The organism is Mycobacterium sp. IDUB_5, from assembly GCF_055419565.1.
Genome location: NZ_JBVAXX010000010.1, coordinates 20,789 through 38,918, shown reverse-complemented (window position 1 = coordinate 38,918; position 18,130 = coordinate 20,789). Strand labels below are relative to the sequence as shown.

15 protein-coding genes are annotated in these 18,130 nt (G+C 68.5%); 6 read left to right on the top strand and 9 right to left on the bottom strand.

What is annotated here, in order from left to right; translation table 11 throughout:
• Nucleotides 1-39: 39 nt before the first annotated feature.
• A complete protein-coding gene (locus ACZY1G_RS27270) occupies nucleotides 40-501 on the top strand; it encodes a winged helix-turn-helix transcriptional regulator (RefSeq protein WP_463816566.1) in 462 nt (153 codons plus the stop codon).
• Here the strand turns inward: ACZY1G_RS27270 and ACZY1G_RS27265 are convergent.
• The 9 genes from ACZY1G_RS27265 to ACZY1G_RS27225 all read right to left on the bottom strand — a co-directional run bounded on the left by ACZY1G_RS27265 (nucleotide 494) and on the right by ACZY1G_RS27225 (nucleotide 8,957).
• Nucleotides 494-838: a cupin domain-containing protein gene (locus tag ACZY1G_RS27265; RefSeq protein ID WP_463816565.1), complete on the bottom strand. Its 345-nt coding sequence runs from the start codon at nucleotides 836-838 to the stop codon at nucleotides 494-496. The genes ACZY1G_RS27270 and ACZY1G_RS27265 overlap by 8 nt on opposite strands.
• Nucleotides 835-1,656, bottom strand: a complete 822-nt coding sequence (locus ACZY1G_RS27260) for a BtpA/SgcQ family protein (protein WP_463824104.1) — start codon at nucleotides 1,654-1,656, stop codon at nucleotides 835-837. Before ACZY1G_RS27260 ends, ACZY1G_RS27265 begins: the two co-directional genes overlap by 4 nt.
• A gap of 51 nt (nucleotides 1,657-1,707) precedes the next feature.
• Nucleotides 1,708-2,478: an SDR family NAD(P)-dependent oxidoreductase gene (locus ACZY1G_RS27255; RefSeq protein WP_463816563.1), complete on the bottom strand. Its 771-nt coding sequence runs from the start codon at nucleotides 2,476-2,478 to the stop codon at nucleotides 1,708-1,710.
• Between the two features lie 25 nt (nucleotides 2,479-2,503).
• Entirely contained in the window at nucleotides 2,504-3,574 is a 1,071-nt protein-coding gene (locus ACZY1G_RS27250) for an ABC transporter ATP-binding protein (RefSeq protein ID WP_463816562.1), read from the bottom strand.
• Nucleotides 3,575-3,584: 10 nt separating this feature from the next.
• On the bottom strand, nucleotides 3,585-4,400 hold the full coding sequence (locus ACZY1G_RS27245) for a carbohydrate ABC transporter permease (protein ID WP_463816561.1): 816 nt from the start codon (nucleotides 4,398-4,400) through the stop codon (nucleotides 3,585-3,587).
• On the bottom strand, nucleotides 4,397-5,260 hold the full coding sequence (locus tag ACZY1G_RS27240) for a carbohydrate ABC transporter permease (RefSeq protein WP_463816560.1): 864 nt from the start codon (nucleotides 5,258-5,260) through the stop codon (nucleotides 4,397-4,399). Before ACZY1G_RS27240 ends, ACZY1G_RS27245 begins: the two co-directional genes overlap by 4 nt.
• Before the next feature lie 70 nt (nucleotides 5,261-5,330).
• Entirely contained in the window at nucleotides 5,331-6,656 is a 1,326-nt protein-coding gene (locus tag ACZY1G_RS27235; RefSeq protein WP_463816559.1) for an ABC transporter substrate-binding protein, read from the bottom strand.
• A 16-nt stretch (nucleotides 6,657-6,672) separates the two neighbouring features.
• Nucleotides 6,673-8,166 (bottom strand): FGGY-family carbohydrate kinase, encoded by a 1,494-nt coding sequence (locus ACZY1G_RS27230; protein WP_463816558.1) that lies wholly within the window; start codon nucleotides 8,164-8,166, stop codon nucleotides 6,673-6,675.
• Nucleotides 8,163-8,957, bottom strand: coding sequence for a DeoR/GlpR family DNA-binding transcription regulator (locus ACZY1G_RS27225; protein ID WP_463817160.1), 795 nt, complete (start codon nucleotides 8,955-8,957; stop codon nucleotides 8,163-8,165). Before ACZY1G_RS27225 ends, ACZY1G_RS27230 begins: the two co-directional genes overlap by 4 nt.
• 186 nt (nucleotides 8,958-9,143) lie before the next feature.
• On the opposite strand from ACZY1G_RS27225, the gene ACZY1G_RS27220 reads away from it, so the two are divergent.
• From ACZY1G_RS27220 to ACZY1G_RS27200, 5 genes are read left to right on the top strand one after another with little or no spacing between them, the layout of a single operon-like run.
• Nucleotides 9,144-10,076 (top strand): DUF389 domain-containing protein, encoded by a 933-nt coding sequence (locus tag ACZY1G_RS27220; protein ID WP_463816557.1) that lies wholly within the window; start codon nucleotides 9,144-9,146, stop codon nucleotides 10,074-10,076.
• Nucleotides 10,077-10,119: 43 nt separating this feature from the next.
• A complete protein-coding gene (locus ACZY1G_RS27215; protein ID WP_463816556.1) occupies nucleotides 10,120-13,497 on the top strand; it encodes a transglutaminase family protein in 3,378 nt (1,125 codons plus the stop codon).
• The gene (locus tag ACZY1G_RS27210; protein WP_463816555.1) at nucleotides 13,497-16,133 is read left to right on the top strand and encodes a circularly permuted type 2 ATP-grasp protein; all 2,637 of its coding nucleotides are present in this window, start codon (nucleotides 13,497-13,499) and stop codon (nucleotides 16,131-16,133) included. The genes ACZY1G_RS27215 and ACZY1G_RS27210 overlap by 1 nt, the downstream gene beginning before the upstream one ends.
• The gene (locus ACZY1G_RS27205) at nucleotides 16,130-17,047 is read left to right on the top strand and encodes a transglutaminase family protein (protein WP_463816554.1); all 918 of its coding nucleotides are present in this window, start codon (nucleotides 16,130-16,132) and stop codon (nucleotides 17,045-17,047) included. The genes ACZY1G_RS27210 and ACZY1G_RS27205 overlap by 4 nt, the downstream gene beginning before the upstream one ends.
• Nucleotides 17,040-18,125: a zinc-binding metallopeptidase family protein gene (locus ACZY1G_RS27200; protein WP_463816553.1), complete on the top strand. Its 1,086-nt coding sequence runs from the start codon at nucleotides 17,040-17,042 to the stop codon at nucleotides 18,123-18,125. Before ACZY1G_RS27205 ends, ACZY1G_RS27200 begins: the two co-directional genes overlap by 8 nt.
• Nucleotides 18,126-18,130: the final 5 nt, after the last annotated feature.

The window sequence follows — 18,130 nt, the reverse complement described above, 5'->3', positions numbered from 1 at the left end:
TGAGTTCACCGACAACAACCCAGCAGGGGAGTGATCTGTATGACAGTGCTGCAAGGGCCGCTGGCCGACCGCGACGCGTGGTCGGCCATCGGCAAGTGCCCGATCGAGAAGACGATGGGCCTGGTCGGCACCAAGTCGGCGATGTTAATCATGCGCGAGGCCTTCTACGGCACCACCCGGTTCGACGACTTCGCCCGCAGGGTCGGCATCACCAAGGCGGCCACCTCGGCCCGGCTCTCCGAATTGGTCGATGCCGGCCTGCTGGCCAAGCAGCCCTACCGCGAACCGGGTCAGCGGGTACGCGACGAGTACGTGCTTACCGACGCCGGTACAGAGTTCATGCCGGTGGTGTGGGCGATGTTCGAGTGGGGTCGCAAACATCTCGGCGACCCGGCGCTGCGCCTGCGGCACCTGGGGTGCGGGGCGCAGGCGGGGGTCGAGATCGTCTGCGAGAAGGGGCATGTGGTGCCCCCCGATGAGCTGGCCCTGACGGTCAGGTGAGGTAGACCTTGCGCAGCCGCTCGGTCACGGTCCAGGTGGTCCGTGATCCCTCGGCCAGCCGCACCACATCACCGGGGACCAGCGTCAACGGCGCTGTGCCGTCGGCGAATTCGACGGTGGCCCGGCCGGTGAGCACGACGAAGATCTCGTCGCTCTCGACGTCGGTCATGATGCCCTCGGTCATCTCCCAGATGCCGACCTCGACCTCGCCGAGGGTGCCGAGCTCGACGCTGCCGGTCTGCGGCCGCCCGGCCACACTCTGGTCGGCGGGCACGTCGACGAGCTCCACCGGGACGTGCGCCGCGCGCAGCACGCCGTTGGGTTCCAACGCGGTCACCGCAGGGCCCGCCGGTACTCCTTGGCCGCGGCCATCAGTTCTTCCACCCGCGACGTCTCGGCGGGATTGGTGAACACCCCGTCCTTCTTGAAGTAGGTGCCCACGACGGCGCCGTCGGCGATGGCGAGCTGGCTCGCGACGTTGTTGGCGCGCACGCCGGTGTTGACGAACACCGGCACGTCGCCCGCGGCGTCCTTGACCACCTTGAGAGCCTCGGTGTCGGTCGGGGAGCCGGCCGTGGCTCCCGACACGCAGATCGCATCCGGCAGTGTGGCGAACACCGTGGTGCGGGTGATCGCGGCGAGATCTCGGTCTGCCAGGTACTGCGCCGATTCCGGGACGATGTTGAACAGCAACTTCACCCCGGCGCCGCCGACGCGGGCCCGATGGCGGGCCACCTCACCGACGTTGGTGTTCCACAGGCCGAAGTCGCTGGCGTAGACGCCGGTGAAGATCTCCCGCACGAATGATGCCCCGGTGGCGACGGCGAGATCGATCGATGCGCGCCCGTCCCACAGCACGTTCACGCCGTACGGCACGGTGATGTCGGGAAGCAGCTCGCCGATGATGCGCGCCATCGTGATCGCGGTGATCGGTTCGGTCTTGGTCAGGTACGGCAGGCTGAACTCGTTGCTGATCATGATCCCGTCGACCCCGCCGCTCTGCAGCGCGTCGAGTTCGGTGCGGGCCCGCTCGAGCACCGCGGCGATGCCGCCGGCCGAGTCGTAGCCGGGGTCCCCGGGCAGTGCGGACAGGTGCAGCATGGCGATGACGGGCTTGGTGACGCCGAAGACCTCGTCGAGCCAGGTGGTGGTCACGTGAAGTGCCTTTCTGTTGTGCAGATGACGAAGAGAGGGGGCGGTCGGCGCCTAGTCCATGTAGGCGCCGCCGTTGACGGCCAACGCCTCCCCGGTGATGAACCGGGCGTCGTCGGAGAGCAGGAACGCGACCGCGCGCGCGACATCCTCGGGTTGCTCGAGGCGCCCCAGCGGGGTGTCGGCGAGCATCATGTCGCGCACGCCGTCTGGGGTGGTGCCGCGCAGATGCGCCTCCCACTCCAATTCTCTTGACTGCATGGGTGTCTCGACGTATCCCGGGCAGACGCAGTTGACGGTGATGCCGTGCTCGCCGAGTTCGTAGGCCATCGCCTGGGTGAGGCCGACGACGCCGAACTTCGAGGCGACGTAGTCCGACAGGTACGGCACGCGGCCCTGCTTGCCCGCCATCGAGGCGGTGTTGACGATCGCGCCGGCCACCCCGCTGCGCACCATCTCCCGCGCCGCGGCCTGGCCGCAGACGAACACGCCCTTGAGGTTCACCGCCATCGTCTGCTCGTAGCGCTCGACGGGTGCGTCGAGGAAGCGATGCATGAACGAGATGCCGGCGTTGCTCACCCAGGCGTGCAGGCCGAGGCGTTCGGCGACGTCGGCGGCCAGCGCGGACGCGGCGGCTGCATCGGTGACGTCGAGAGTGGCCGACTCGTGTCCGGCCTCGGTGTCGGGCAGTGCGCGCGCCACAGCAGCGGCGGCATCGGCGTCCACATCGGTGACGATCACCCGCCAGTCCCGCTGGGCGAGTTCACGGGCGATCGCGCGCCCGATGCCCGAGCCGGCGCCGGTCACCACGACGGTTCTGCTCATCAGGTGTTGTTTTCCTCTCGTGTTCCTACGCGGTTCGCTGCCCGGTGGCGGCGTCGAAGAGATGGGTGGCGCCGGAGCGCACCGACAGTGCGACCGGCGTGCCTTCGGCGATGCCCGCCAATGCGGGTCCGTCGACGACGGCGGTGATCTCGGTGCCTCGCGCGTCGATCGTGACGATGGCGCGGGGGCCGAGGTTCTCGATCAGCACGACCCGGGCCCCGTCCTCGCCAGCGGCGTCGATATCGATGGGGGTGAGCTGCAGGTCGTCGGGTCGCACCCCGAGGCGGGCCGGGCCGGTCACCCCGGACTGGTCGGTGGTCAACGCGAAACCGTTGGCCAGGTGGAAGTTTCGGCCTCCGAACTCGCCGTCGAGGAGATTCATCTTGGGGCTGCCGACGAAGGTGGCGACGAACGTGTCGACCGGCCGGGCGTAGACCTCCTGCGGCGGCCCCTGCTGGGCGACGCGGCCGTTGCGCATCACGACCATCCGGTCCGAGAGCGTCATCGCCTCTTCCTGGTCGTGGGTGACGTACACCGAGGTGATCCCCAGCCGCCGCTGGATCTGCAGCAACTCGGTCCTGGTCTCCACCCTCAGCTTCGCGTCGAGGTTCGACAGTGGCTCGTCGAACAGGAACACCGAGGGTTCGCGGATGATGGCCCGGCCGATCGCGACCCGCTGCTGCTGACCGCCGCTGAGATCTTTGGGCTTGCGGGACACCAGCTGCGCCAGACCCAGCGATTCGGCGATCTCCCCGGCACGAGCGAGCGCCTCGCGGCGCGGCGTGCGCGTGGCCCGCAGCGGGAACGCGATGTTCTCCGCGACGCTGAGGTGGGGGTAGAGCGCATAGTTCTGGAACACCATCGCGATGTCGCGATCACGCGGCTGCAGATGGGTGACGTCGCGTTCGCCGATCGTGATGGTGCCTGAGGTGACGGTCTCCAGTCCTGCGAGCATGCGCAGCGACGTCGACTTGCCGCAACCCGATGGGCCGACCAGCACGGTGAACGACCCGTCGGGCAGCTCGAGATCGAGATCGCTTACTACCGAGGCGTTTCCGTACGCCTTGGTGACACCGGAGAATCGGACCTGCGCCATGAATGCCTTCCTAGAACTTCACCGCGCCGCCGCTGATGCCCTGCACCAACCTGCGCTGGATGAAGAAGCTCGCGACGACGACGGGAATCACCGCGATCAGGATCGCCGCGCTCATCGAGCCGATCTGAACTCCGCGGAACGTGTTGAATCCGGCGATGGCCACCGGAAGGATCGCCGCTTTGCCCGGCGCCAGGATCAGGCCATAGAACAGGTCGTTCCACGACAGAGTGAATCCGAAGATCGCCGAGGCGCCGATCCCGGGCAGCACCTGGGGGAGCACCACCAAGCGGAACGCGGCGAAGCGGGTGAAGCCGTCGACCTGCGCCTGTTCCTCCAGTGAGCGCGGTACCGCCTCGAAGAAGCCGATCAGGAACCAGGTGACCACGGGCAGAACGAAGCTCAGGTGCGCGAAGATCACCGGCACCAGCGTGTCGGTCAGCCGCAGCGCGTAGGCCATCGTCAGGAACGGGAACACCAGCACCGCCGGAGGCAGCACCTGGGCGGCGAGCATCCCGAACCGGGTCAGGGTGCCGCCCGCCCGGAACCGGGCGATGGCATAGGCCCCCATGCTGCCGACCACGACGCTGATGCCGACGGTCACCAGGGCAACCAGCGCGCTGCGTCCGGCTGCGCCGAGGATGTCCGAGGCCAGCACGTTGCGCCAGCTCGCCAGCGTCGGGGTGAAGTTCAGCAGGAACGGATCATCCAGCTGCGCAGGGGTTTTCACACTGGCCAGGGCGATCCACAGCAGTGGGAACGCGACGGTGATGCCGGCTGCCCACAGCAGCGTCACCCGCAGCACCCCGAGGATCGAGAAGCGGCTCATCGCGTCTGCGTCCTCTCCCGTGCCCGGTCCATGCGTCGGAAGGCGACCACGATGACGGCCAGCACCACCACCAGCACGACGAACGCCATCGACGACGCCGAGCCGAGCCGGAAGAACTGGATGCCGGTCTGGTAGATGAAGTACTGCAGCGTCTCGGTTTCGGTGCCCGGTCCGCCGCGCGTGGTGGCGAACACGTACTCGAACACCTTCATCGCGTCGAGGCAGCGCAGCAGGATCGCGACCACCAGCACCGGTGCCAGCAGCGGCAGGGTGACCCGGCGCAGCACGTAGAAGGCGCTCGCGCCGTCCACCCGCGCGGCGTCCATCGGTTCGCGCGGGATCGATTCCAGGCCGGCGAGCAGCAGCAGCACCATGAAGGGTGTCCACTGCCAGACGTCGATGAACGCGATCGTGAACAGTGCGCGGCCGGGCCCGAAGAAGTCATACGAGATGCCGAGCCCGCGCAGCAGCTCCGGGATCGCGCCGAGCTGGTCGTTGAGCAGAAACCGGAAGGTGAGCCCCACCGCGATCGGGGTGATGAACATCGGAGCCAACAGCATCGAGCGCGTGAGATCCTTTGCCCAGCGCTGCTTCTGAAGCGACAGCGCTATCGCCAGGCCGAGGAGCAGTTCCAGCCCGACGGCCACCGCCACGAACAGGGCGGTGGTGCCGAACGCATGCCAGAAGGCGGCGTCACCGAACGTCGCGGCGTAGTTGTCGGCGCCGACGATCCGCGGCGCGCCGCGGTCGGTGAGCTTGTAGTCGGTGACCGACAGGTACGCGGCGTACCCGAGGGGGAAACCGACCACCCCGACGAAAAGGGCGACGAGGGGGGTGACCATGCCCTGTTCGAACCTCAAGGGAAGAAACATGGCAGGTCTGCGCTCCTTTCGTGGGGTGGTCGGCTTCCGGTTCTCCAAGACCCGGCTGTCAGCCCTGGATCTTCTCGGCGGCGGCCTGCGCGGCGGCCAAGGCGTCGTCGACGCTCTTGGTGCCGGCCACCGCCTCGTTGAGCTCGGTGCCCACCGCCTGGATCATCTCCTCACCGCTGGGCCCCTGGCTCAGCGGCGCCGAATCGGCCAGCAGCTGCTCGACCGTCTTGTAGTAGTCGGCACCGTACTTGCCTTGCAGCACAGCGGGATCGGACAACGTGCTCTTGCGGATCGCGGCGCCCCCGTTCTCGACGCGGGTCACGTCGTTGGGCTTGGCGGTGATCCAGGACGCGAACGCCCACGCCGCGTCGGAGCTGGCGGAGTTGGCCGGAATCGCCCAGCTCCACGAACCCAGGACCTGCTTGCCGCCGGGGATCGGCGCCAGCTTGACCTTGCCTGCCGCCGGTCCGGAGCCGGGCTCGTTGATCGCGGGTAGTTGCCAGTTGTAGTTGATCATCGAGGCCGACTGGTTGGCCGACACCGAGCGCTGCGCTTCGTCCATGCTCCAGTTCAGGCTGTTCGGCGGTGCCGCGGTGCGATAGGTGTCGATGTAGGCCTCGAGGGCACGCTTGGCCTCGGGGGTGTTCAGCGTGACCTTGCCGTCGGCGCCGTAGATGGAGCCGCCCGCGGCGAAGAGCCAGTTGCCCCACTCTTCGAAGATCTTGTAGCCGCGCTGCGGTTGCATCGCGATCCCGGCGCGCTCGGGGGTCTTGAGCGCCTTGCTGACACTCACCAGCTGGTCCAGGTTGGAGGGCACCTGCTGGTTGGCGGCCGCGAGATCGTCGGTGTTGTAGAGATATCCGAGCGCGTAGTTGTAGAAAGGCACCCCGTAGCGCACCCCGTCGACGGTGGTGATGTCGGTCAGGGGCTTGAAGAAGTCGGCGGCGTCGTAATCCGGGGTGCTGTCGATGCGCGCGTCGAGCGGCTGCAGGAACTTCGCATTGGCGAAGTCGACCATCCACGGATTGTCGACGACGATCAGGTCGTAGTTCGGTGTCGAGGACTGGAACGAGGACACCAGCTTGTCGCGCATCTGGTCATAGGTCAGCGACTCGATGTCGACCTTGATGTCGGGGAAGGTCTTGTTGAAGTCGGCCACCATCGACTTGACGATGTCGGTGTCGGGCACGTTCTCCATGAGGATGCGGACGGTGCCCGAGGTGTCCTTGGCCACCTCGCCGGTGCCGGTCGCCTGCGACTGTTCCGGGCCGCCGCTGCCCGCACACGCGGAGAGGGCGAGGGCGAGAACGGCGAACAGCGTGAAGGCGGCGGAGCGAAGGGTCCGGCTCCGCCGCCGGTGTGCGGGTGTTTGCGTGACTCTCATTGCGGTGGTGCTCCTTTCATCGGGTGGTGCGTGCCAGCGCGTGGGAGATCGGGGTCACCGCGGCACCGAGATCGCGCCACGCCGCGTATGCGGTGTCGTAGCGCTCGCGGCGGGCGGGGTCGGGGACGTATGGCTCGTCGAGCGTGATGAAGCGTGCGGCGTCGGACCAGTCGTCGAGGGCACCCACACCGATGGCCGCGATCACCGCGGCACCCAGCGACGCTCCGGGGTGCCCGCGCACGGGGTTCATCTCCATGCCGAGGACGTCGGCGTGGATCTGCTTCCACAGCGTGGACTTCGACCCGCCGTTGGTGATCATCACGCGGGTCAGCGGTATCCCGATCTCGGCGAAGACGTCGACGTGGTGACGGAAGCCGAACGCGATGGCCTCCAGCACGGCGCGGTACATGTCGGCGCGGCCGTGGCCGAGATGCATGCCCGCGAACACCCCCCGCAGATCGGGGTCGTGCAGCGGGCTCTTCTCGCCGAGAAAGTAGGGAAGGCAGAGGATCTCGGCGGGCGGCTGCTGCGCAGCCTCGTCGTCGAGGTCGGTCAGCGCTGTGTCGTTCGCGGTGCCGCCGACCAGCGACTGGAACCACCGGATGAGGCTGCCGCTGGTGGCCATGCAGCCGTTGGGCAGCCAGTGTCCGGGCATCGGGTGGGCGTCGAGGTAGAGGCGCTCGTCGACGACGGGAGTATCGCTGGCGACCAGGATGTCTCCTGCACCACCGAGTTTCACCAGGGCGTCGCCCGGACCGTTGACCCCGGCCGCGAACGCCGACAGCACGTGGTCGGCTCCGCCGACCACCAGGGGGGTGCCCGCGCGCAGTCCGGTGGCCTCGGCGGCGGCCTGGCTGAGTTCGCCGACCTGGGTGCCGGGACGCCGCACCGCGGGCAGGGTGGCGGGGTCGAGTTTGGCTGCGGTGAGGACCATCTCAGCGAGCTGCCCATCGAGGGTGAACAGGCCGGACTCGATGGCCCAGTTCTCCTCGACGTGAACGGGAGCGCCGAGCGCCGTCAGTACCCAGTCGTAGGAGCCCACCCAGTGCGCCGTGCGGGCAGAGGTCTCGGGTTCGTGGTCCCGCAGCCACACGGTCGTCGGCGCGACCGACTGTTGGGTGAGAGCCGACCCGGTGAGGTGCACGAGGTCGGTGTCAGCGAGCGCGGCGGCCAGGTCGGTCACTTCTCGGTGGGCGCGTGCGTCGTTCTGGAGGATGGCTCGGCGCAGCGGACGTCCCGTGTCGTCGACGGGCACCACGGCGGGCACCATGCCGGATGTCGCGAGCGCGCCCACGCCCTCGGCGGGGATGCCGGCGGTGTGCAGCACCTCGCGGACCGACTCGATGACGTTGCTGTGCCACTGCTCGGTATCTGCTTCTGCGTACCCCGGAGCATCGGAGTGCAGGGCGGTGTCGCGCGTGGCGGTAGCGACGATGCCGCTCTCGGTGTCCAGCAGCACGGTCTTGGTGCCGGTGGTGCCGATGTCGATGCCGACGGTGTAGCGGCTCATCGGGCCTCCGACGCGGGGGTGTCCCGGTGGGCGCTCACGCAGATCACCTCGACACCCGCGTCGCGGGCGGCGACCAGCGCTGGGTGGTCCGGGGGACCGTCGCTGACGATGGTGGCAACGCTGGAGAGCGCGGTGATGCTGACGAAGGTGACGCGACCGAGCTTCGATTTGTCAGCCGCGACGATGACCCGGTCGGCGCGCCGGCTGGCTGCGCGTTTCACCCGGCTCTCGGCTTGGTGATAGTCGGAGATCCCGCGCTCGCTGTCGATGCCGGCCACGCCCATCACGTAGGTATCGCAGTTGTAGTTGGCCAGCGTGTCTTCGGCCGCGGCGCCGATCAGACTCAGCTCGCCGGAACGCAATTCGCCACCGGTCAGGACCACCGTGGTGTCCGGCTCGTCGACCAGCGCGAGCGCAGCCAGGACGCTCGGCGTCACGACGGTCAGGCCGAGTGCACGTCCGCGCAGGGAGTTCGCCACCGCCAGCGCGGTGCTGCCGGAGTCGAGGATCAGCGTCTCGTTCACCCCGATCAGATCGGCGACGACGTCGGCGATGTGGATCTTCTCCTGCGCGGCGTCGGCCATCCGCGTCGCGAACGACGGCTCGGTGTCCTTGCCCTGTAGCGCGATTGCGCCGCCGACGACGCGCCGCACGACGCCGCTGGCCTCGAGCGCTTCCACGTCGCGGCGGATCGTCATCTCCGAGACGTCGAACTCGGTGGCGAGGTCGGCGTAGGTGATCTCGCGGGCGGTGCGCACCCGCTGCTCGATCTGGTCGCGCCGGGTCTTCACGTCCACGATCGCGCCGGCGGCTTCTGTTCAAAATTCACAGAAATCTCTCCTGCTCGCGTAGACCTGCCGTCGAAAAGCGGCGATGGAGTGTGAATCTATAACAGGGTCGTGTGCACTCGCCACACTTAGCGGCGAATTGTTCTCAACCCGTTCCGGCGGCGGCCGCGCGCCTGTTAACTGGCGCCGGTGCTGGACTTGCGCGTCATCGTGCCCACGGACATGCGCGACGACGTCGTGGCCGTCCTGCGCCGACAGGTCGGCGTGGCCCACATCCTGATCCACCCCGGCGCCGCCGTGGAGCCCTCAGGGGGAGACGAGATCACCGCGGTGATCGCCCGCGAATGCGCCAACGACGTCATCAAGTCCCTCAAAGACCTCGACGCGCAGCATCGGGGCGCGATCTTGCTGACCGTTCTCGACACGGTGCTGTCCACCCGAGCCCACGAGGCCGAGGACGACGCCGAAGGGGACCCCGCCGACGCGGTGGTGTGGGACGAACTCATCGGCCGCACCCGCGAGGAGTCCACACTGTCGGTGACATTCGTGCTCTTCCTCACGTTGGCATGCCTGTTGGCCGCCGTGGGTGCGGTCACCGACTCCATGGTGACCGTCGTCGGCGCGATGGTGCTCGGACCCGAGTTCGGCCCCCTGGCAGCGGTGTCGGTCGCGCTCGTGCAACGCCGGGTCGATCTGGCGCGCAGGGCGGCGATCGCGCTGCTGGTCGGATTTCCGATCGCGATGGGCGTCACGGCGGTGCTGACCATCGCAGCCCACGCCGTGGGCTGGGTCGACCTCGATGCCGTCCGCGATGTCGAGGACGTCGACTTCATCTTCCAGGTCGGACCGATCTCGTTCGTGGTGGCGCTGCTGGCCGGCGCGGCGGGCATGCTGTCGCTGGTGTCCGCGAAATCGGCCGCCCTGGTCGGGGTGTTCATCTCGGTGACGACGGTGCCCGCGGCGGGATTCACCGCGGTCGCAGGCGTGCTGGGGGACTGGGGGATGGCAGCCCGCTCGGCCACCCAGCTCGCGGTCAACCTCGTCGGGATCGTGATCGCGTGCGTGTTGGTGCTCGTGCTTCGCCCGCGTACCAACCTCATTCCCCGACGCGCGCAGACCTGACGCAACCTGCGCCGCCGCAGGCGGTGTGGTGGGATCTAGCGCTATGGGGATCAAGGTTGCCCTCGAGCACCGCACGAGCTACACGTTCGACCGGCTCGTCGAAGTGTTCCCACATGTCGTCCGGCTGCGTCCGGCGCCGCACTCACGCACGCCCATCGAGGCGTACTCGCTCACCGTCGAGCCCGATGACCACTTCATCAACTGGCAGCAGGACGCCTTCGGCAACTTCATGGCTCGGCTCGTGTTCCCGACCCGGGCCCGCAGCCTGACGATCACCGTCGGGCTCATCGCCGACCTCAAGGTGATCAACCCCTTCGACTTCTTCATCGAGGACTACGCCGAAAAGGTCGGCTTCACCTATCCGCGCGCCCTGGCCGAGGATCTCAAGCCCTACCTGCGGCCGGTCGACGAGGAGAATGCCGGCTCCGGGCCCGGCGACCTGGTCGAGGCGTGGGTGTCCAACTTCTCGGTGGCCGACGGCACGCGCACCATCGACTTCCTGGTGGCTCTCAACCGCGCCGTCAACGCCGACGTCGGCTACAGCGTGCGGCTCGAACCCGGAGTGCAGACCCCGGACACGACGCTGCGCACCGGCATCGGATCGTGCCGCGACTCGGCCTGGCTGCTGGTCTCGATCCTGCGCCAGATGGGCCTGGCCGCCCGATTCGTGTCCGGCTACCTGGTCCAGCTCACCTCCGACGTCGAGGCCCTCGACGGTCCGTCGGGTCCGGCCGCGGACTTCACCGACCTGCACGCCTGGACCGAGGTCTACATCCCCGGCGCCGGCTGGATCGGACTCGACCCCACCTCGGGTCTGTTCGCCGGTGAAGGTCACATCCCGCTGTCAGCCACCCCGCACCCCGAGTCGGCGGCCCCGATCACCGGCGCCACCGAACCCTGCGAGACCACGCTGGAGTTCAGCAACGTCGTCACCCGGGTGCACGAAGACCCTCGCGTCACGCTGCCCTACACCGAGGCGACGTGGGGGGCGATCAACGCCCTCGGGCGTCGCGTCGACGACCGGATGACCGCCGGTGACGTCCGCCTCACGGTCGGTGGCGAGCCGACGTTCGTCTCCATCGACAACCAGACCGACCCGGAGTGGACCACCGACGCCGACGGGCCGCACAAGCGTCAGCGCGCCTCGGATCTGGCGGCCCGACTCAAGGCGGTGTGGGCGCCGCAGGGGCTCGTCCAACGCAGTCAGGGCAAGTGGTACCCCGGGGAGCCTCTGCCACGCTGGCAGATCGCACTGCTGTGGCGTACCGACGGCGAGTCACTGTGGAGCGATCCCGCGCTGCTGGCCGACCCGTGGTCGGAGCAGCCGACCGGATCGGAGGCCGCTCCGGATGCCCCGCAGCGGCTGCTCGCGACGATCGCCGACGACTTCGGGTTGCCGCGCAGCCAGGTCCGGCCCGCCTACGAGGACCCGCTGAGCAGGCTGGCCGCGGCGGTGCGCCGCCCCGCCGGGCTGCCGGTCGCCGAGGGCGAGGATCTGGCCGCCGACAGCGCATGGGCGCGTGCGCAGTTGCTGGCCAAGCTGGACGAGCCGGTCAGCGAACCCGCCGCGTTCGTCCTCCCGCTGCACCGTCGCGACGACGACGCCGGCTGGGCCAGCGCCGACTGGACGCTGCGGCGGGGGCGGATCGTGCTGTCCGAAGGCGATTCTCCCGCCGGCCTGCGACTGCCCCTGACCTCCATCAGTTGGCAGCCGCCGCCGCCTCCGCGCGGCGACGCCGACCCCACGCGCACGACCGGCCCCCTGCGGGCGGGCCGCCAAGAATCCGCGGAGATCACCGAGGCCGACGCGGTGCCGACCACGGCGCTGGTGGCTGAGATCCGCGACGGCATCCTCTACGTGTTCCTGCCGCCCACTGAGGAACTCGACCACTTCGTCGACCTGATCGGTCGCATCGAGGCGGCGGCCGCAGCGCTCGACTGCCCGCTGGTGGTCGAGGGGTACGGACCGCCCGCCGATCCGCGTGTTCAGTCGATGACGATCACCCCCGATCCGGGTGTGATCGAGGTCAACGTGGCGCCATCGAGCAGCTTCGCCGAGCAGCGCGACCAGCTCGAGACGCTGTACGCCCATGCCCGGCTGGCCCGCCTGTCCACCGAATCCTTCGACGTGGACGGCACACACGGCGGTACGGGTGGCGGCAACCACATCACCCTCGGCGGCATCACTCCCGCCGACTCGCCGCTGCTACGCCGGCCCGACCTGCTCGTGTCGCTGCTGACGTACTGGCAGCGCCACCCCGCGCTGTCGTACCTGTTCTCCGGACGCTTCATCGGCACCACCTCGCAGGCACCCCGGGTGGACGAGGGTCGCCCGGAGTCGCTCTACGAGCTGGAGATCGCCTTCGCCGAGATCGCCCGGTTGGCCGCTGGCGAGGAGGGTGCTCCGGAACATGGTCGCTCCGCGAGCTCCGCTCCAGAACATGGTCGCTCCGCGAGCTCCGCTCCGCCGTGGATCGTCGACAGGGCTCTCCGCCACCTCCTCACCGACATCACCGGCAACACCCACCGCGCCGAGTTCTGCATCGACAAGCTCTACAGCCCCGACAGCCCTCGCGGCCGGCTCGGCCTACTGGAGCTGCGCGGCTTCGAGATGCCGCCGCACCCGCAGATGGCGATGGTGCAGTCCCTGCTCGTGCGCGCCCTGGTCGCCTGGTTCTGGGAGAAGCCGCTGCGCGCCCCGCTGATTCGCCACGGCGCGAACCTGCATGGCCGATACCTGTTGCCCCACTTCGTGATTCAGGACATCGCCGAAGTCGCGGCCGACTTGCGCGCTCACGGCATCGAATTCGACACCAGCTGGCTGGATCCGTTCACGGAGTTCCGCTTCCCCCGCATCGGCACCGCGGTGTTCGGCGGTGCGGAGATCGAGCTGCGCGGCGCCATCGAACCGTGGAACGTGCTGGGCGAGGAGGCCACCGCGGGTGGCACCGCGCGCTATGTCGACTCCTCGGTGGAACGCCTGCAGGTGCGGCTCATCGGCGCCGACCGGCAGCGCTTCGTGGTCACCGTCAACGGACATCCCATCCCGATGCTGGCCACCGACAACGCCGACGTCCAGGTCGGCGGCGTGCGGTATCGCGCCTGGCAGCCGCCGAGTGCGCTGCACCCGACCATCACCGTGGACGGCCCGCTGCGCTTCGAATTGGTCGACACCGCCAGCGGTGTGGCCAGGGGCGGCTGCACCTATCACGTGTCGCACCCCGGTGGACGCTCCTACGACAGTCCGCCGGTCAACGCCGTAGAGGCCGAGTCCCGGCGGGGACGCCGCTTCGAGGCCACCGGATTCACCGCCGGAGCGGTGGATCTGCAGGATCTGCGCGAGAAGCAGGCCCGGCAGGCCACCGACGTGGGCGCACCGGGGATCCTCGACATGCGGCGAGTGCGTACCGTGCTCTCCTGATGACCGTACCGACCGGGCTGAGTTCACCCAGCCACGACGATCCGCTGGTGCCCTACGCCGCGATGCGGGCCCAGCAGACGCTGTTCGACGTGCGCAGCACCGCCGGCACCCCGGCGAACGGTTACGACGAATTGTTCGACGCCGCAGGGCAAGTCAGGGCCGACTGGCACGAGCTGGCCGAATGCGTGACCGAGCGCGGCCGGGCGGGTCTGGACCGGTTGCGCACGGTGGTGCGCGACCTGGTCGACAACGACGGCATCACCTACATCCGTACCGAGGACGAGTCGGCGGTGCCCGGCCCCTGGCAACTGGATGCCCTGCCGCTGATCGTCTCGGCAGACGACTGGAATCGGCTCGAAGCCGGGCTGGTGCAGCGGTCGCGCCTGCTCGATGCGGTGTTGACCGATCTCTACGGTGAGCGGCGCACCATCACCGGCGGAATCCTGCCGCCGCAGCTGCTGTTCGCCCATCAGGGCTACGTACGTGCCGCCCAGGGCATCCAGATTCCCGGCAGGCATCAGTTGTTCCTGCACGGCTGTGACATCAGCCGAGCCTCCTCAGGTGAGTTCGTCGTCAACGCCGACTGGACTCAGGCCCCGTCGGGCGCGGGTTACGCGCTGGCCGACAGGCGCGTCATCGCCCACGCGATCCCGGACCTCTACGAAGAGGTCGGGCCGCAGCCGGCGTCACCCTGGGCGCAGGCGCTGCGGTTGGCGTTGGTCGATGCGGCACCCGAATCGGCAGAGGAACCCACCGTTGTGGTGCTCAGCCCCGGCATCCGTTCCGAGACCGCGTTCGATCAGGCGTATCTGGCCGGCGTGCTCGGCGTGCCGCTGGTGGAGAGCGCCGACCTGGTGGTGCGAGACGGCCGGCTGTGGATGAGGTCGATGGGCACGCTCAAGCGCGTCGACGTGGTGCTGCGCCGGGTCGATGCGTCCTACGCCGATCCGCTGGACCTGCGGGCCGATTCGCGGCTGGGCGTGGTCGGCCTGGTGGAGGTTCTGCGCCGCGGGGCGGTGACCGTCGTCAACACTCTGGGCAGCGGCGTGCTGGAAAGTCCGGGCGTCATGCGCTTTCTACCCGCGCTCGCCGAGGCGCTGCTCGGCGAGACCCCGCTGCTGCCGAGCGCACCGATGTACTGGGGCGGAATCGATGTCGAGCGATCACATCTGCTGACGCATCTGTCCTCGCTGGTGATCCGGCCGGTCACCGGTGGCGAGCCGATCGTCGGTCCCGACCTGTCGGCCGTGCAGCGCGAGGACCTGGCGGCGCGCATCGCTGCCACCCCATGGCAGTGGGTGGGCCAGGAACTTCCCGAATTCTCCTCGGCGCCAGCCGATTACCTTCCTGGCGGACTGTCGCTGTCGCGGGTCGGTATGCGACTTTTCACCGTGTCCCAGCGGGGTGGGTACGCGCCGATGATCGGCGGGCTCGGCTATCTGCTGGCGGCCGGATCTGCCGCCTACGATCTGAACAACGTTGCGGCCAAGGACGTCTGGGTGCGTACCCCGGCGCGTGTCACCGCCGAGACCGTGGTGACGCCGCCGCCCGAGGAGTCGACGCTGCCGACCCCGCTCACGGCGAGCCCGACGCACGAGATCAGCTCCCCGCGCGTGTTGTCGGACCTGTTCTGGATCGGTCGCTATGCCGAACGTGCCGAGCACACGGCGCGTCTGCTGACGGTCACGCGCGAGCGGTATCACGAATTCCGGCGCCGCCAGGCGATGGACGGCAGTCAGTGCGTTCCGGTCCTGCTGTCCGCGTTGGGAGACATCACCGGAACGGACACCGGAGGGTCGGATCGTCACGAGATGGTGGCCACCGCGCCGACCACGCTGTGGTCGTTGACCGCCGACCGGCACCGCCCCGGATCGCTGGCCCAGTCGGTCGAGCGATTGGGGTCGGCGGCCCGCGCTGTGCGTGATCAGATGTCCAATGACACCTGGATGCTGCTCTCGACGCTCGAGCGGACTCTGCTGCAGGCCGGCGACGGCCCGCCCGAGTCGGGCAGCGAGGGGGAGGCGTTCCTGTCCTCGACCAACACCGTCGCCCTCGCCGGACTCCTGGCGCTGTCCGGCGTCATCGCCGAATCCATGGTTCACGACGTCGGCTGGACCATGCTCGACGTCGGCAAGCGCATCGAGCGGGCGCAGGTGCTCACGGCGCTGCTGCGGGCGACTCTGACCACCGCGCGCCCACCCGATGCCGAACTGACGGTCATCGAATCGACGCTGGCGGTGTGCGAGTCACTGGTGATCTACCGTCGGCGCAACCCGGGGACGATCAGTGTGGCCGGGGTGGCCGAACTCGTGCTGTTCGACGCTGAGAACCCGAGATCGCTGGTGTTCCAGCTGGACCGGCTGCGGGCGCACCTGAAATCGCTACCCGCATCGTCGGGATCGTCACGGCCGGAACGGTTGGTGGACGAGATCGCGATGCGGTTGCGCCGCATCGAGCCCGACGACCTCGACGACGTCGCCGCCGACGGCACCCGTGAGGAGCTCGACGGGCTGCTGACCGGGTTGCACGCGGCGCTGCGCGAGCTGGCCGACGTCATCACCGCCACACATCTGGCACTGCCCGGCGACATGCAGCCGCTGTGGGGGCCGAACGAGCGCCGCGTGGTGCCGGCGTGAGCGAACCACGAGCAGCGAGCGTCCGTCGGTACGCCGTCACGCATCGCACCGTGTACACGTACTCCGACGTCGTCACGAGCTCCTACGGTCGCGGCTTCCTCACCCCACGCGACTCGTCCCGGCAGAAATGCCTGTTCCACGAGCTGGTCCTCGACCCCGAGGCAGCCGACAGTTCGACCGGCCGCGACGGCTGGGGCAACGTGAGCTCGTACTTCCACATCATCCGACCGCACCACCGGCTCAGCGTCACCAGCCGCTCCGTCGTCGAGGTGTCACCGCCGCCGCCGGACGTCTACCAGGGGCCTTCAGCCCGGGCGCCGTGGGAGATCGCCCGGCCCGTCGGCCCCGAGGGGGCGCTGGCGAGCGAGTTCACGCTCGATCTGACGCCCCCCGAAATCACCGACGCGCTGCGGGAGTACGCCGCACCGACGTTCACCCCCGGGCGGCCGCTGATCGACGTACTGCGCGACCTCACATCGCGCATCTACGCGGATTTCACGTACAAGTCCGGGTCGACGACTGTTTCCACCCAGGTGAGCGAGGTTTTGGAGGCGCGGGAGGGGGTATGTCAGGACTTCGCGAGGCTCGCGATCGCTTGCCTGCGCGCCAACGGACTGGCGGCGAGTTACGTATCGGGCTACCTGGCCACCGATCCGCCGCCGGGGAAGGAACGAATGGTCGGGATAGACGCGACGCACGCCTGGGCGTCGGTATGGACGCCACAGAACGTGTGGCTGGGACTGGATCCCACGAACGATCAAATGGTCGACGAGCGCTACGTCACCGTCGGTTTCGGCCGCGACTACGCGGACGTGCCGCCGTTGCGCGGCATCATCTACACCGACTCCGAAAGCAGCACCATCGACGTGTCGGTGGATGTCGCGCCCTATGAGGGAGAAACGCTCAATGCGTGATTTCACCTGCCCCAACTGCGGGCAACGGCTCGCGTTCGAGAACTCGGTCTGCCTCAATTGCGGCAGCGCCCTGGGCTTTTCGCTCGACGACATGGCACTGCTGGTGATCGCCCCTCCCGCGGAGAGCGAGCATGCCGGCGCGGTGGACGAGACGCGTTTCCAGCTGTGCGCGAACCTGCACCTCGCCGAATGCAACTGGCTGGTGGAGAAGGGCCCGATCGCCAAGCTGTGCGTCTCGTGCGCGCTGACACGGACCCGGCCCAACGACGCCGACACCATCGCGCTGGCAGCGTTCGCCGCCGCGGAGAAGGCCAAGCGCCGCCTGATCGTCGAGCTGCACGAGCTGAAACTCCCGATTGTCGGCCGCGATATGGACCCCCAGTTCGGGCTGGCTTTCGATCTGCTGTCGAGTCAGTTCGAGAAGGTGTTCACCGGGCACGACAACGGGATCATCACCCTCGATCTGGCTGAGGGCGACGACGTGCACCGCGAGCAGCTGCGCATCTCGATGGACGAGCCCTACCGCACGCTGCTCGGGCACTTCCGCCATGAGATCGGTCACTACTACCAGTACCGGCTGATCGGCACCTCTGATGCGTATCTGCAGCGCTATCGCGAGCTGTTCGGTGATCCCGAAGCCGACTACCAGGAGGCGCTGGACCGCCATTACAGCCAGGGGGCTCCTGTCGGCTGGGAAGCCGACTACGTGTCGTCCTACGCGACAATGCACCCTGCCGAGGACTGGGCGGAGACCTTCGCACACTACCTCCACATCCGCGACACCCTGGACACCGCAGCGGCGTTTGGAATGGCACCGGCGGCAGCGACTTTCGACCGCAGGGCGCTGGGCCCCAGTGGATTCGACACGATGATCGAGATGTGGCTGCCTCTGGCGTGGGCACTGAACATGGTCAACCATTCCATGGGCAAAGAGGACCTGTATCCGTTCGTGTTACCGGCTCCGGTGCTGGACAAGATGCGGTTCATCCACACCGTCATCGACGAAATCACCTCCAGCCCGGCGAAACTCGCGGAGGTCGGCGCTCCGGCGGGAGAGCAGAGCCAGCAGCTGGCCTGAACTGC

Coding starts and splice junctions, on each gene's coding strand:
- ACZY1G_RS27270 (WP_463816566.1), top strand. CDS start 40: ATGACAGTGCTGCAAGGGCCGCTGGCCGACCGCGACGCGTGGTCGGCC.
- ACZY1G_RS27255 (WP_463816563.1), bottom strand. CDS start 2,478: ATGAGCAGAACCGTCGTGGTGACCGGCGCCGGCTCGGGCATCGGGCGC.
- ACZY1G_RS27250 (WP_463816562.1), bottom strand. CDS start 3,574: ATGGCGCAGGTCCGATTCTCCGGTGTCACCAAGGCGTACGGAAACGCC.
- ACZY1G_RS27245 (WP_463816561.1), bottom strand. CDS start 4,400: ATGAGCCGCTTCTCGATCCTCGGGGTGCTGCGGGTGACGCTGCTGTGG.
- ACZY1G_RS27235 (WP_463816559.1), bottom strand. CDS start 6,656: ATGAGAGTCACGCAAACACCCGCACACCGGCGGCGGAGCCGGACCCTT.
- ACZY1G_RS27230 (WP_463816558.1), bottom strand. CDS start 8,166: ATGAGCCGCTACACCGTCGGCATCGACATCGGCACCACCGGCACCAAG.
- ACZY1G_RS27215 (WP_463816556.1), top strand. CDS start 10,120: ATGGGGATCAAGGTTGCCCTCGAGCACCGCACGAGCTACACGTTCGAC.
- ACZY1G_RS27210 (WP_463816555.1), top strand. CDS start 13,497: ATGACCGTACCGACCGGGCTGAGTTCACCCAGCCACGACGATCCGCTG.
- ACZY1G_RS27200 (WP_463816553.1), top strand. CDS start 17,040: ATGCGTGATTTCACCTGCCCCAACTGCGGGCAACGGCTCGCGTTCGAG.